The 15,524-nt window shown below is 47.3% G+C and carries 12 protein-coding genes and 1 pseudogene; 7 read left to right on the top strand and 6 right to left on the bottom strand.

All coding sequences use genetic code 11. The features are described from left to right. Positions 1–98: 98 nt before the first annotated feature. Positions 99–1,277, bottom strand: a complete 1,179-nt coding sequence (locus tag H6A28_RS06150) for a phosphoribosylaminoimidazolecarboxamide formyltransferase (protein ID WP_204479354.1) — start codon at positions 1,275–1,277, stop codon at positions 99–101. 159 nt (positions 1,278–1,436) lie between these two features. On the opposite strand from H6A28_RS06150, the gene H6A28_RS06155 reads away from it, so the two are divergent. Continuing rightward, complete coding sequence (locus tag H6A28_RS06155) at positions 1,437–1,994, top strand: beta-class carbonic anhydrase (RefSeq protein WP_204479356.1); 558 nt, start codon at positions 1,437–1,439, stop codon at positions 1,992–1,994. 63 nt (positions 1,995–2,057) lie between these two features. On the opposite strand, the gene H6A28_RS06160 is transcribed toward H6A28_RS06155, so the two are convergent. After that, positions 2,058–4,355, bottom strand: a complete 2,298-nt coding sequence (locus H6A28_RS06160; protein WP_204479358.1) for an inorganic phosphate transporter — start codon at positions 4,353–4,355, stop codon at positions 2,058–2,060. Positions 4,356–4,598: 243 nt separating this feature from the next. Between H6A28_RS06160 and H6A28_RS06165 the strand changes: the two are divergent. The 6 genes and pseudogenes from H6A28_RS06165 to rodA all read left to right on the top strand — a co-directional run. Next, a pseudogene (locus tag H6A28_RS06165) lies at positions 4,599–5,183 on the top strand (IMP cyclohydrolase); the annotation flags it as partial. Between the two features lie 79 nt (positions 5,184–5,262). After that, entirely contained in the window at positions 5,263–6,285 is a 1,023-nt protein-coding gene (locus tag H6A28_RS06170) for a rod shape-determining protein (protein ID WP_204476917.1), read from the top strand. Between the two features lie 87 nt (positions 6,286–6,372). Then, positions 6,373–7,224 carry a rod shape-determining protein MreC gene (gene mreC, locus H6A28_RS06175; protein ID WP_204476918.1) on the top strand — a complete coding sequence of 284 codons (852 nt, stop codon included), beginning with the start codon at positions 6,373–6,375 and terminating at the stop codon, positions 7,222–7,224. Positions 7,225–7,250: 26 nt separating this feature from the next. After that, positions 7,251–7,751, top strand: a complete 501-nt coding sequence (mreD, locus tag H6A28_RS06180) for a rod shape-determining protein MreD (protein WP_204479403.1) — start codon at positions 7,251–7,253, stop codon at positions 7,749–7,751. Next, positions 7,751–9,601, top strand: coding sequence for a penicillin-binding protein 2 (gene mrdA, locus H6A28_RS06185; protein WP_204476920.1), 1,851 nt, complete (start codon positions 7,751–7,753; stop codon positions 9,599–9,601). Before mreD ends, mrdA begins: the two co-directional genes overlap by 1 nt. Then, positions 9,582–11,036, top strand: coding sequence for a rod shape-determining protein RodA (rodA, locus tag H6A28_RS06190; RefSeq protein WP_204476922.1), 1,455 nt, complete (start codon positions 9,582–9,584; stop codon positions 11,034–11,036). Before mrdA ends, rodA begins: the two co-directional genes overlap by 20 nt. Here rodA and H6A28_RS06195 read toward each other — a convergent pair. From H6A28_RS06195 to cls, 4 genes are all read right to left on the bottom strand, one after another. Next, on the bottom strand, positions 10,995–11,561 hold the full coding sequence (locus H6A28_RS06195) for a gliding motility lipoprotein GldH (protein WP_204476924.1): 567 nt from the start codon (positions 11,559–11,561) through the stop codon (positions 10,995–10,997). The two genes, rodA and H6A28_RS06195, sit on opposite strands and share 42 nt — an antisense overlap. Beyond that, positions 11,548–12,942, bottom strand: a complete 1,395-nt coding sequence (ricT, locus tag H6A28_RS06200; RefSeq protein ID WP_204479362.1) for a regulatory iron-sulfur-containing complex subunit RicT — start codon at positions 12,940–12,942, stop codon at positions 11,548–11,550. Before ricT ends, H6A28_RS06195 begins: the two co-directional genes overlap by 14 nt. Positions 12,943–12,948: 6 nt before the next feature. Then, positions 12,949–14,079, bottom strand: coding sequence for a DNA polymerase III subunit delta' (gene holB / locus H6A28_RS06205; protein ID WP_204476927.1), 1,131 nt, complete (start codon positions 14,077–14,079; stop codon positions 12,949–12,951). Positions 14,080–14,186: 107 nt separating this feature from the next. Then, positions 14,187–15,473 carry a cardiolipin synthase gene (cls, locus tag H6A28_RS06210; RefSeq protein WP_204479364.1) on the bottom strand — a complete coding sequence of 429 codons (1,287 nt, stop codon included), beginning with the start codon at positions 15,471–15,473 and terminating at the stop codon, positions 14,187–14,189. Positions 15,474–15,524: the final 51 nt, after the last annotated feature.

Genomic DNA, 15,524 nt, shown 5'->3' on the forward strand with positions numbered 1-15,524 from the left:
CGTATTAAAGTGTGAGCAAAGATAGCAAATCTTCACCTATTTACAAAAAAAGAGGTGCAAATTTGCACCTCTCCTTTTTTTATCTCTTTCCTTCAGAATTAATGATGGAATAGACGGATGCCTGTGAATGCCATGGCAATGCCATATTTATCGCATGTTTCAATCACATTGTCATCACGTACAGAACCACCAGCCTGAGCGATATATTCTACTCCACTCTTGTGCGCACGTTCAATGTTGTCACCAAACGGGAAGAATGCATCAGAGCCCAAAGATACTCCTTTCAACGTATCCAGCCATGCACGTTTTTCCTCGCGGGTCAGCACTTCCGGTTTTTCCGTAAAGAACTGCTGCCATACGCCATCTGCCAAGACATCGTCATGGTCTTCGCTGATATAAATATCAATGGTATTGTCACGGTCTGCACGGTGAATCTTTTCTACCCAAGGCAAGTTCAATACTTTCGGATGCTGGCGCAGGTACCAGATATCGGCCTTGTTACCAGCCAGACGTGTACAATGGATACGGCTCTGCTGTCCGGCACCAATACCGATAGCCTGTCCGTCCTTCACATAGCATACAGAATTTGACTGGGTATATTTCAATGTAATCAAGGCAATCATCAAATCACGCTTGGCAGCTTCCGGGAAGTTCTTGTTCTGAGTCGGAATGTTGGCAAACAATTCCGGACCGTTCAACTTCACTTCATTTCTTCCCTGTTCAAACGTAATGCCAAACACATCCTTGTGTTCAATCGGAGCTGGACGATAGTTCGGATCAATCTTGATGATGTTGTAAGTACCTTTACGTTTTTTCTTCAAGATTTCCAATGCCACCTCTGTATATCCCGGAGCAATCACCCCATCGGAAACCTCACGACTGATGAAACGGGCTGTTTCTTCGTCGCATACATCGCTCAAGGCAATAAAATCACCATAAGACGACATGCGGTCAGCTCCACGGGCACGCACATACGCATTTGCCAGCGGAGACAAAGGCAAATTATCCACAAAATAGATTTTCTTCATGGTTTCATCCAGTTCCAGACCGATTGCGGCTCCGGCAGGACTCACGTGCTTGAACGAAGTAGCAGCCGGCATGCCGGTAGCTTCTTTCAGTTCTTTCACCAACTGCCATCCGTTGAACGCATCCAGGAAGTTGATATAACCGGGACGTCCGTTCAATACTTCAATAGGCAGTTCTCCCTCCTGCATGAAAATGCGGGCCGGCTTCTGGTTAGGGTTGCAGCCGTACTTGAGTTCGAGTTCTTTAGCCATATTTTAAGAGTTTGGTTGAATTTGCTACAAAAGTACGAAAAAATCAGACGTGCATTTCACGATAAGTACATGATTTTGGAGATTCTACCGAAAAGCGTCGGGAAAATCACAAAATAAATCTGTATTTTTGTCCGTATTCTACACAAAAGAGAAAGAACTATGATAGACGAATTATTACACTTCAACAAAACATTTGTAGAGAGCAAGGGATATGAAAAGTACATCACCAACAAATATCCTGACAAAAAAATTGCCATTGTCACTTGCATGGATACCCGTTTGACAGAACTGTTGCCTGCCGCCCTGGGCATCAAAAACGGAGATGTCAAAATCATCAAGAATGCCGGAGGTACCATCACCCACCCTTTTGGAAGTGCCATGCGAAGCTTGCTGGTGGCCATCTATGAATTAGGTGTGGAAGAAGTCATGATTATCGGACACACTGATTGCGGTGTGCAGCACATGGACAGTCAGGTGATGCTACGCCACATGCGTGAAAGAGGAATTTCGCAAGACCACATCGAAATGATGCAATATTGTGGCATTGACCTGAATTCCTGGCTCAGCGGCTTCAACGATACGGAAGAAGCCGTACAGAAAAGCGTACACATCGTACGCCATCATCCGTTGGTACCACAGGACATCCGGGTAAGAGGATTCATCATGGATTCTACCACAGGCAACCTCACCGAAATAAAGGAAGATGAATCCAAATAAAAAAGAGGCCGACAAGAAAAAAATCTTGCCGGCCTTTTTATTAATTCAAAAAGCAAATCAGAATCAACGTTCTTCTGCCAAAGTCAATATAGCAACCTCCTTCGGCACGTAATCTCCTTGGAAGAAACGGCTGGCACGCAACAGATGGCGCCAAATACTTACCAACTCCTGAGATTCCTGAAGGATATTCAAATAGACCATAGCAGCCTTCAAGCTTGTATTGTCAGACTCCTGCATCCGGTTCATCTGTTGTTTACGCAAAGCAGAGATATTGTTTTTCAGCTCATCCCCTTTCTTCAGAATATCATCTGTATCCGCATAATTTCCAGTACTGATAACCTGCTTGGTACGCTCCATCAGGTTGCAAAGCTGTTCACGTATCGGGAGGAATTCTTTCACGCAATCCGGTGAAATCGGGTTGAAGTTATTGTCCACATGCTCTTTACACGGTTCACAGATTCGCTTCAAGCAGTAAAGCATTTGTTCACAGCTGTTGCTTCCCAAATGGAACCATGTATTTTTCTCGATAGCGACTGTCATAGGCAAACGGCGTAATCCCAAAATTTCTTTCCGGCGACGTTTCTTGAGCATCTTTTTCTGATCGTCTGTAGCACTCATGGCCTTTCGCAGACTACGCAAGTCTTCATGGATAAATCCGTCCGTTACCCGTACGTAAGTCTTCTCACTGAAATCCACATAGCTGGCCAAGGTTTCCTGCACATGCTGACGAAGCAATGCCAATGTTTCGCTCTTGTCCTTGCTGCTCATCATCCGCTTGAACACATCGTCCTGGCCTTCCACCTTTTCTTCTTTCTTCTTATACTGGATGTTGCTGCGTACCAGAAGCACTACAGCTACCACGATGAAGATAAACATACCGACAAAGCTGGTATAGAACATGATAATCGTGACGAGCGCACAAATCGTAAAGGCTACGAAAGCAGTAATAAACCAACCACCGATGACAGACAGCATACCTGTGATACGATAGACTGCACTCTCACGACTCCAGGCACGGTCGGCCAGCGAACTACCCATTGCCACAATAAAGGTCACATAAGTGGTAGACAACGGCAACTTCATGGTCGTACCGATGATGATCAGCAAGCCAGACAAAACCAGATTCACTGAAGCACGCACCATATCGAAGGCTGCTCCATCGGCCAGAATCACTTCATCCTTGTTGAAACGACTGTCAATCCAGCGACGCATACCCACCGGAATCACACGCACCAGAAAATCATTGATATTGGTAGCACGACGTACAATGACACGAGCCAGTGCAGAAGAGCCGAACATTTCATCCCCCTCTTCCTGGCGAGCCAAGTCGACCGAAGTCTTAATCACATTTTTTGCCTTTTTAGAAGTGGCCAGCGCATACACCATAATGATACCTGAAGCAATCAGGAAGATAGCCGGTGTCTTGGCAGAAGACATCAGAGAAGACATCATGAAATCGTGGATACCTGCTCCGTTTGAGTTGGCTACATAATCCGTATAAGCAGAGAAACCTGCCAAAGGTACTCCGATGAAGTTCACCAAGTCATTTCCGGCAAAAGCCAATGCCAATGAGAAGGTTCCCAACAATACTATAATCTTAAACACATTCACCTTGCACCAGTGCAGAATTTGCATGATGACGGTAAACACCACAAAACATCCACCCACCAGCATCGGCGTATTATCTTGAATCCACTGTTGTTTTTCAGGCGTCATGAAGGTGGCCGTCTTCAAACCTTGTATAATAATGAAGTAACCCAAGGCTGTCACGGCAATTCCGCCGAACACACCGATGGTCCATGAAAGATGTTTCTTATAATTGAAACTGAAAATAAGTCGGGATACATACTGTACAATGGTACCTGCAATGAAAGCCACCGCTACAGAAAGGAAGATACCCATAATCACCGAAAGGGCCTTTTCTGTATTCATCATATCGCCCAAGCTCAACATACCGGTTTCATCGCCGATAATCTTCAAAATAGCCAGGATAAACGTACCTCCCAACAGCTCAAACACCATAGACACGGTCGTGGAAGTAGGCAAGCCCAACGTATTGAAGACATCCAGCAACACCACGTCTGTCACCATTACCGCCAACAGAATACACATAATTTCATAGAAGCTGAAATTTACAGGCTGGAAAATACCATGACGGGCAATATCCATCATCCCGTTGCTTAACACAGCTCCGGCAAAGACTCCGATAGCAGCCACAATAATAATAGTTTTAAACTTTGCGACCTTTGCACCCACAGCCGAATTCATAAAGTTCACCGCGTCGTTACTGACACCTACCAGCAAATCGAAGACTGCCAGCATAAACAGGAATATGACAATTCCTAAATAAATAGTTTCCATAACTTGTTTTGCTAAGTTTTTTCCGAGTGCAAAAGTATTTCATACTTGTTATAAACAAATGTCATAGATGTTACAATCGTGTTACAAAATTTCAGAAAGGAACCCAATAAGGGGGATATTTACAAGAAGGTCTACGGTAAAACTTTCAATGTGAATGTAAAAAAAAGATATTTTATTCCTGCTATCCTATATTTATCACCTGAAAATTCGTAATTTTGCGGCTGAATTCAAAATCTCAAAATTATGTCAGAATCAAAGAAAATCAAAACCGCATTGGTGTCTGTTTACCATAAAGACGGCTTGGATGCTATTTTAGCAAAACTCCATGCCGAAGGAGTTGAGTTCCTGTCAACAGGGGGAACACGTCAGTTCATTGAATCACTGGGATATCCCTGCAAGGCAGTGGAAGACATCACCACTTATCCGTCAATTTTAGGAGGACGTGTAAAAACTTTGCACCCTAAAATTTTCGGAGGTATCCTTTGCCGCAGAGAATTGGAAAGCGACCAGAAACAAGTCGCTCAATATGAAATTCCAGAAATCGACCTGGTCATTGTAGACCTGTATCCGTTTGAAGATACCGTTGCCAGCGGTGCAGCTGAACAGGATATCATCGAAAAGATTGATATAGGTGGTATCTCATTGATTCGTGCCGGAGCCAAGAATTTCAACGATGTAGTCATCGTAGCCAGCAAACACCAGTATCAGCCGTTGCTGGACATTTTGAACAAACAAGGTGCCGTAACTACACGCGAACAACGTCGCTGGTTTGCCGGTGAAGCCTTTACCGTATCTTCACACTACGATACTGCTATCCGCGACTATTTCAAGAAATAAAAAGGGAAGCCAGTTACTTTACCTTTCTTATACGGATTATTAATTCAAAATTCTAGACTTATTATAAGGAATGGGATTATTCTCCTTTACACAAAACATAGCGATGGACCTTGGCACAGCCAATACCATCATTACCTGCAACGACAAGATCGTAGTAGACGAACCCTCTGTCGTTGCATTGGATCGCCGCACGGACAAAATGATTGCCGTGGGTGAACGTGCCAAGCTGATGTACGAAAAAGAAAACCCGAACATCCGTACTGTACGTCCCTTGCGCGACGGAGTGATTGCAGACTTCAATGCCTGCGAACAAATGATGCGCGGATTAATCAAAAAGGTAAATACCGGACGCCATCTTTTCACTCCTTCCCTGCGTATGGTAATTGGTGTACCCTCAGGCTCTACAGAAGTGGAGCTGCGTGCCGTACGCGACAGTGCGGAACATGCAGGTGGACGTGACGTTTACCTGATTTTTGAGCCAATGGCCGCTGCCATTGGTATCGGACTTGACGTGGAAGCTCCGGAAGGAAACATGGTGGTAGATATAGGTGGAGGTTCTACCGAAATCGCCGTGATTTCTTTAGGAGGCATTGTGTCTAACAACTCTATCCGCGTGGCGGGTGATGATTTGACAGCCGACATTCAGGAATACATGAGCCGTCAGCACAACGTCAAAGTCAGTGAACGAATGGCTGAACGTATCAAGATTCACGTAGGAGCAGCTATTACTGACTTGGGTGACAATGCACCTGAAGATTACATCGTACGAGGACCTAACCGCATCACAGCCCTTCCGATGGAAGTGCCAGTATGCTATCAGGAAATCGCACACTGCATGGAGAAAAGCATTGCCAAAATAGAGACAGCCATCTTGAGTGCATTGGAAAATACACCTCCTGAATTGTATGCCGATATCGTAAACAACGGTATCTACCTGGCTGGAGGCGGAGCACTGCTGCGCGGTCTGGACAAACGTCTCACCGACAAGATCAACATTCCTTTCCACGTGGCCGAAGATCCCTTGCTGAGCGTAGCCAAAGGAACCGGTATCGCCTTGAAAAATGTAGATCGGTTCTCATTCCTGATGAGATAATCTCATAAAATTGAAAATGAAGGGGTCGCAAGGTTCCTTCATTTTCAATTTTCATTTTTTGTTTATACACCATTCAGACTCTCTTCCATGAGAAATCTTATCAATTTCCTGCTGAAATATAATCATTGGTTTGTTTTCGTTCTTTTGGAAATCATTTCCCTCGTCCTGCTGTTCCGTTTCAACAATTATCAGGGAAGTGCTTTCTTCACTTCGGCCAACTATGTGGCTGGACTGGTGTACGAAGCCTCCAACCAAGTCACACGTTATTTCGGGCTTACGGAAGTCAACAAAGACCTTACTGCACGAAACGTAGAGCTGGAAATTGAAGTGGAACGCCTTTCACAAGCTCTGGAACAATACACACAGGATACTACCGGTATAGCCACTCTCCGCGAAAACGCACTGAAAGATTATGTGCTCTACGATGCCAGAGTGGTGAACAACAGTATTACCCACCCCAATAATTTCATAACCATCGACAAAGGATCGGCCGACGGCATCCGCCCGGAAATGGGAGTCGTATGCGGTAACGGGGTGGTAGGTATCATCTATTTGACCGGTCAGCACCACTCCATTGTACTGCCTATACTTAACTCCAAGAGCAGCATCAGCTGTAAAATCAAGCGGACGTCTTATTTCGGCTTTCTCAAATGGGATGGGGGTTCCTCACAATATGCTTACGTGAAAGATATGCCCAGACACTCGGAGTTTACTTTGGGCGATACCATCGTGACAAGTGGATACAGTGCCGTTTTCCCTGCAGGAATACCGGTAGGTACGGTGGATGATATGACCGACAGCCACGACGGCTTGTCTTATTTGCTCAAAGTGAAACTCTTCACCGATTTCGCCCGCCTGAACGATGTCAGGGTATTGGGTTCCTTCAACGGAACCGAACAGGCACAGTTAGAGGACAGTATCCGTTCCGTGCAACCATAAAGATTAACAACACAAAAGTTTGGGAAATTATGCAATACATCATACGCCTTAAATGGTTTATAATCCTGGTCTTGCTTCAGGCACTGGTGCTGAATCACATCCATTTTGAACAATATGCAACGCCCTTATTATATATTTATTTCTTATTGAAAATCAATTCAGGAAACAGCCGGAAAGGACTTCTCCTATGGGCTTTTTTCCTGGGACTCTGCATCGATGTGTTCAGCAATACCCCTGGCCTGAATGCGGCAGCTTCTGTACTGACAGCTTTCTGCCGCCCCTGGATTCTGCGTCTGTTCTCCTTGCGTGACACAACGGAGAATTTTGAGCCAGGCATCTACCAGATGGGCTTCACTCCATTCTTCCGATACACCCTGACCCTTGTATTGTTGCATGCCGTCATCTTAAACCTGCTGGACATGTTTTCTTTTGCCAAGCCACAAATATTGTTGCTGAAAATAGCCAGCGATGCAGTCATCACGCTCATTCTCATCTTATGTATTGATTCTGTCAGGAGGAAAAAATAGTGGAAAGAAATTACGATCTTGAAAAGCGGAAATACGTCATTGCCGGTGCAGTCGTGGTGATTGTACTGATTTTTCTTATACGCCTCCTTACCTTGCAGATTATGAGTGAAGACTATAAGAAAAATGCCGACAGCAACGCTTTTCTCAAACGGATACAATACCCCAGCCGCGGAGTCATCTACGACCGTAATGACAAGCTGCTGGTCTACAACCAGGCTGCCTATGACATTACAGTCATCATGAAGGAAATTACCGAACTGGATACAACCGACTTATGCCAGACACTGAAAATCACGCCGGAGTTCCTGCGGAAAAAATTTCATGACATCAAAGACCGTCGTCTCAATCCGGGATATTCTCCTTATACCAATCAGGTATTCCTGACCCAGCTGTCGGCAGAAGACTGTGGCGTATTTCAGGAGAAACTGTTCAAGTTCCCTGGCTTCTATATCCAGCGTCGTACCATCCGGCAATACACTTATAACGCCGGTGCTCATATTTTAGGTGATATTGCCGAGGTATCCAAATCAGACATGGAAAAGGACGATTACTACATCCCCGGCGACTTCATCGGAAAACTGGGGGTAGAACGCTCGTACGAGAAACAGCTGCGAGGTGAAAAAGGTATTGAGATATTGCTGCGCGATGCCCGCGGACGTATTCAGGGAAACTATATGGACGGTAAGTTCGACAAGGTACCGGTAGCCGGCAAGAACCTGCGGCTCAGCCTGGATATCGAACTTCAGCAATTGGGCGAGCGGTTGCTCGAAGGAAAAATCGGAAGTATTGTAGCCATAGAGCCTTCTACCGGTGAAGTGCTCTGCCTGGTTTCTTCGCCTTCCTACGACCCGCGCCAGATGGTGGGCAGAAACCGAGGAAAGAATCACCTGATACTGGCCCGTGACCCGTGGAAACCCTTGCTGAACCGTGCCATTATGGGTACTTATCCTCCCGGCTCTACCTTCAAGACCTCACAGGCTCTGACCTACTTGCAGGAAGGGATCATTACCACCGGCACCAGTTATCCCTGCAACGGGGGATTCAATTTCAGAGGACTCCATGTAGGCTGTCACTCGCACCCCTCGCCACTTCAGCTGATTCCGGCCATAGCGACCTCGTGCAACGGTTACTTCTGCTGGGGACTTTACCACATGATTGGAGCCAGACAGAAATACGGTTCCGTACAGAAAGCCCTCAATACCTGGAGAGACTACATGGTATCCATGGGATTCGGCTATCCTTTGGGAATAGACCTCCCCGGTGAAAAAAGAGGGTATATCCCCAATGCCAGCGTATATGACAAAGCCTATCATGGCTCTTGGAACGGACTGACCATCATCAGTATTTCCATCGGACAGGGAGAGGTGACACTGACTCCGCTGCAAATAGCCAACTTAGGAGCTACCATTGCCAACAGAGGCTATTTCATCACGCCCCATGTGGTGAAAGAAGTAGAAGGTGAACCACTCGATACACTCTACTCCAAGAAACGGTACACCATGGTAGACCGTTCTCACTACGAAGAAGTGGTACAAGGCATGCGCGCAGCCGTACTGGGCGGAACCTGCCGGGGAGCCAACCTGCCCGACATTGAAGTCTGCGGAAAGACCGGTACAGCCCAAAACCGAGGAAAAGACCACTCCGCTTTCATGGGATTTGCCCCCATGAAAGACCCGAAAATTGCCATTGCCGTATATGTAGAGAACGGAGGGTTCGGTGCGGTCTACGGAGTGCCCATCGGACGGCTCATGATTGAAAAGTATCTGAAAGGAAAGCTTTCGGAAGAAGACGAGACATTGGCAACAGAAATTCAAAACAGGAGGATTGATTATGGGATTCACGAGAGGTAGCGTATGGAAGAATGTGGACTGGTGGACCATTGCACTTTATCTGGTGCTGGTCATCTGTGGCTGGTTCAGCGTATGCGGAGCAAGCTATGATTACGGAGAGCCCAATTTCTTCGACATCACGACACGTGCCGGCAAGCAGCTCATGTGGATAGGCTGTTCGCTGGGACTGGGATTCGTCATCCTCATGCTCGAAGACCGTATTTACGACACATACGCCTACCTGATTTACGGCGTCCTGCTCCTGCTCCTTTTCGGTACTATCTTCAACCCGCACGAAATCAAAGGTTCACGTTCGTGGATCGTACTCGGACCTGTCAGCCTGCAGCCGGCCGAGTTTGCCAAGTTTGCCACGGCTCTGGCATTAGGAAAATACATGAACGAATACACCTTCCAAATGCAGCGCACCCGCAACCTGATCGCAGTATTAGGCATCATCCTGCTGCCGATGATATTGATTATTCTCCAGAAAGAAACCGGTTCCGCCCTGGTATACCTTTCTTTCTTTCTCATGCTGTATCGAGAAGGTATGACAGGTGCCGTATTGTTCTCCGGCATCTGCGCCGTTATCTTCTTTATTGTCGGACTCCGGTTTGGAGCTGAGATTATGCCCGACGACATGACCTCCTGGGGAGAATTTTCCGTACTGACACTGATCATCCTGCTGTCGGCCTTTCTGGTGGGAAGATTCTGTCGGCAAGTTCCCCAGTTGCCAATCTACATCTTTGGCATTGGAGGAGGAGGAACTCTGTTGGGCACCCTGTTTTCCAACTACGTAATTCCGTTTAATGTCTGCCATTTGCAACTGATCATTTGCGGAGCCATCGTGATTGCACTTCTTTACTTCTACCTCAAGGAACAAATAAGGGAATATCTCTATATCATTTTGTTTGTCATCGGGTCAGGAATATTCTTCTTTTCGACCGACTATGTATTCAACCACGTGCTGGAGCCTCATCAGAAAATCCGAATCGAGGTTCTGTTAGGAATGAAAGACGACCCGGCAGGAGCCGGATACAACGTCAACCAAAGCAAGATTGCCATCGGTTCCGGAGGATTGTTCGGAAAAGGATTTCTCAACGGTACACAGACCAAACTGAAGTATGTACCCGAACAAGACACCGACTTTATTTTCTGTACCATCGGCGAAGAACAGGGATTTGTGGGATCGGCCGTTGTCATTTCCCTCTTCATGGCACTTATTCTCCGCCTCATCGTACTTTCCGAACGGCAGGAAACCCGTTTTGGAAGGGTATATGGCTACTGTGTGTTAGGTATCTTCTTCTTCCACCTCTTCATCAATGTGGGAATGGTACTCGGACTGACCCCTGTCATCGGAATCCCTCTTCCCTTCTTCAGTTACGGAGGGTCTTCCTTATGGGGATTCACCATTCTGCTATTTGTGTTCCTCCGCATTGACGCCGCCCGGGAAAAATAAGCGGATGCCGACATCCGAAACACCTGGCAGCGGATTCTGCCGCATCAAATGGGTCACCCGGAACTGGCGTCCGATGGAATCGTCTGTCAGTACCACCGGCTTGTCATACACGTAAGCAGCCTGATACAATCCGCCGATAGCTCCTTCATGACTCCATTGTCCTTTCTCATCGGCCAGGTAAATATGCAAGGTATCTGTATGCGGAGGAAGAGAATCTCCGTCGATTTGAGTCACCGAGAGCCAGATATCCCGATAAGGATAGGTCCCGGTATGCCGGATGCCCACTTCCATCCGACAGGTTCCCGCAGGCACATCCGGAGGGAGATTAAACACCAAAGAATCCGTTTTCTGCCAGCTCCCCTCTCCAGGTACCGACTGATACACATGATACTTCGTGTCCGTATGGCAGGCAGACAGCCACAGACACAGCCCCCACAGAAGCAGTCCAGCTTTTACCTTTTGAAAAAAGAGAGGCATACACGGGAATCCCGGTATGCCCATTGTCCATTTTTTATGCTTGTACATCTGAATTCGAATTACGTTCCGGACGTTTATTCCCTTCATTATTATTGTTCCGGCGGAAATTCCGTCTTCCGTTCCGACTTGGACGAGGTTCCTGATTCGCATTGGCTTCTCCCTGCGGCGTATTTCCTGGAGCAGCCTGAGGAGCCTGATTGTTGACCTTGGAACGAGGCGGACGGTTATTCCGGGCCTGAGGTCCTCTGTTTTCCCGTTCTTTTCCTCCTTCGGGGGCAGTACCATTCCCACGGACCTCTGCCGAAGCTGCAGGCTGATTACCCGGCTGGGGAGCTGCCTTTGATTTCTTTTTCCGATTTCTTGCTGCCTTCGCCTTGTCGAAACGCGTCAGACTCTCCTGTTCCAGCAAATCTTTTGAACGCTGCGAATCGTGAGGAGATGTTTCTTCATCCAACTTTTCTGGTTTTTCACCCCGCTTGTTCATATTCAGCACTTCAAAAGCACGGCGGGCAGAGATCGTCACCTCATTGGCCAGGAAACTCTTGTCCGTACTATAAGTAATGGTTCCTTTCAGAATATCGGCCTTGAAATAATAATAGACATTGTCCAAGGTTTCAAGTGTAATCTCCTTGCTGGGCAGTCGCTTCTGGCATTCCACATAGGCATCGACTTCATAGTTCAGACAGCATTTCAGCTTGGCACACTGTCCGGCCAGTTTCTGCGGATTCAGTGAAATATCCTGAAAACGTGCGGCACTGGTAGATACAGACACAAAATTCGTCATCCAGGTAGCGCAACAAAGCTCACGTCCACAAGGACCGATTCCTCCAATACGTCCGGCTTCCTGACGGGCACCAATCTGCTTCATCTCGATACGCACCCGGAATGTTTCGGCCAGCACCTTAATCAACTGACGGAAGTCCACCCGTTCGTCGGCGATGTAATAGAAGATGGCTTTGTTACCATCACCCTGATATTCCACGTCACCGATTTTCATCTGAAGTCCCAGATTCTCCGCAATCTTGCGCGAACGGATCATCGTGTCATGTTCACGCGACTTGGCCTCATCGTATTTTTCCAGGTCCACCGGTTTCGCCTTCCGGTAAATGCGACGTATTTCCGCATCCGGTTTCAGGTTGGCTTTCCGCATCTGCAAGGGTACCAGCCGCCCGGTCAGTGTCACCGTACCGATGTCATGTCCCGGACTGGCTTCTACCGCCACGATGTCGCCCTTTACCAGGTGCAGACCGTTACTGTTCTTGTAATAGCCTTTCCGGGTATTCTTGAACTGTACTTCCACCATATCCTGTTCTTCTGCATTACCCGGGATATCGGCCAGCCAGTCGTAGGTATTCAGTTTATTATTCTGTCGTCCACAGCCTCCACAGCAGAGTCGGCCGCTTCCGTTTTTTAGCTTAAAATCATCCATATATTGTTACTGTTGTTTCATTTCTACAATCATTCTCAGTGCCATGTCAAAAAAAACCATTTTCGGATTGACGTTCTGTTCAATGTGCACCTGCGCCTCTTCCAGCAGTCCGGTCACCGAAAAGATATTCCGCTCGTTAATATAAGGTGCAAAACGGGTGGCAAACTGCATCTCCTCCGGACTCAAGTAAATCATATCCGGCTGGCGGAAATTGCAGATAAAGTTTTCGCGCACCATCCGCTGGCAATATTCCAGCAGATTCTTCTGCCGTTCGCGCCCCATGCCTGCCACCTGTTCACTCCAGGCTTTCAGACTACGGATGTCACGTTTATAGGCTGTACGCATCAGATTCACAAAAAGTTCGAAACAAAGTTTGTGTTCTTCACCCAAGTGTACGTTTTCTACCGCCCTCAACAGGCTTCCCGCCGAACGATGCGCAATGTCACGGGCATCTTCCTGCGGCAGCATATACCGGTTTTCCAGGTAACGCTCAATATCTGCCTCCAGCAAAGGCTTCAGATGCACCCGCTGCGTACGGCTCACAATCGTAGGCAGCAACAAGTCGGGCTCTTCACTGACCAGCAGGAATACGGTTTTCAAAGGAGGCTCTTCCAACAGCTTCAAAAGCTTGTTGGCACACTCCACATTCATCTTTTCCGGCAGCCAAACCAGCATCACCTTATATCCTCCCTGACTGGCTTTCAACGACAATTTACGCTGAATCTCGTCACTCTCGCGCACATAAATCTGCGGCTGCTGATTGCCGGCATCTATCATCCGCATCCATTCCTGAAGGTCGGCATACGGATTACGCTCCAGCATTTCGCGCCATTGAGGAAGGAATTCATCGCACACCACGTCACGCCCCGCCTTTTTTTTCACCACCGGAAATACAAAATGCATGTCGGGATGCGCCAGATGGTCCATCATCTTGCAGGAGTTGCACTGCCCGCAGGCATCTTCCTCTCCCGGATGATGGCAAAGCAAATAGCGTGAAAGTGCCAGTGCCATAGGCAGCTTCCCACTGCCGGAAGGTCCTGTAAGCAACAAAGCATGAGGCATCTTTCCACTCCGTACGTTGTGGATAAGCAGCTGCTTCACATCATCTTGTCCGATTACATCCTTAAAAAACGCCATGCGGTTCCGGTTCAAAAAAATCAGGTTCTTTCTTCTGGAATTACTTCCATATAATCGGACAAAAATAAGAAAAAAATCGTAGTTTCGGGGTATATTCTCCCTTATTATTATATAACCGGGGTAAACAAATGTGCGAACCAGCCGACAAAACGCCGCCATACGCTCCGCTTTTTATACTCGTCGTGCGTCATGATTGTACTGTTAAGCTTATCCTGACGGAACACTTCGCCTAACTCGGCCGTTGTCGGCAAATCCAGTACAAATGCATTGATCTCATAATCATAACGCAGGCTGCGGCTGTTCAAGTTCGTACTGCCCACCGTACAGAAGCGCTCATCCACCATCATAATCTTGGAATGATGAAATCCCCCGTTGAACACATAGATATGCGCGCCGGCCTTACGCAATTTGTTGGCTATATAAAACCCCGCATCGGGCGTAAATGAAATATCCGACTTTCCGGGTATCATGATTTCCACTCTCACTCCCCGTTGGGCCGCCCGCTTGATGGCATTCCGCACCTTCCGGGTAGGAGTGAAATACGGATTGATAATCTGCACCTTATGTTCCGCCGCATCCAAAGCGGCAATGTAAGCCTCCCGCATGATGGCCGGACATACTTTCGGGATGCGCTGCACAATGGCCACTCTTCGTCCGGAGCCCACGCAGAAACTGTCGGGCACTACCGCACTTTCTTCCAGACCTTCATGGGTTTCCTTGTTCCACACCCCTAAAAACGCTTCTTCCAGGTATTTCACTGCCGGACCTTCTATGCGGATGTGCATGTCACGCCACGCCCCGATTTCCGGCAAGCCATTAATATAGTAGTCGGCAATGTTCATTCCACCCGTATAACCCACTTTCCCGTCAATGACCACAATTTTCTGATGGTCCCGGCAAAGCACATGATTGACGTACGGGAAACGGATGGGGCTGAAACGCGCCATTTCAATGCCTCGGTCGGCCAGCATTTTCAAATGTTCCTTCCGCAACGGACGGCTGTTCGACAGGTTACCGAAATCATCAAAAAGGGCCTTGATGACCACTCCTTCCTTCGCTTTTTCCGCCAGCAGGGTAAACAATTCCTTGGCAATGGAGTCACTCCGGAAATTGAAATATTCCAGGTGGATGTACTTTTCGGCCTTCTTGATATCCTCAAACAGATGTTCAAACTTGCTACGTCCACTTTTCAGCAGCGTCATCCGGTTACAAGAAGTAATTGGAATATGCTTGCTCTCCAAAAAACGGGCAAACAAGGAGTCGGAAGGAAGATATACTTCCGCCGTATCCGTTTCCTCCTGAGGGACAACGCATTCCGCATCCTTCCCCTGTGCTGAAGAAAGGCCGCATACAGCCAGCATCCACACGAACAATATATAGAATCTTACTTTCATCCTCAAATTGGTTATCGGACAAAAATATGGAATATTTCAGAAATCACAATA

Origin of the sequence: Bacteroides mediterraneensis (assembly GCF_016900355.1) — a bacterium.
GTDB lineage: Bacteria > Bacteroidota > Bacteroidia > Bacteroidales > Bacteroidaceae > Phocaeicola.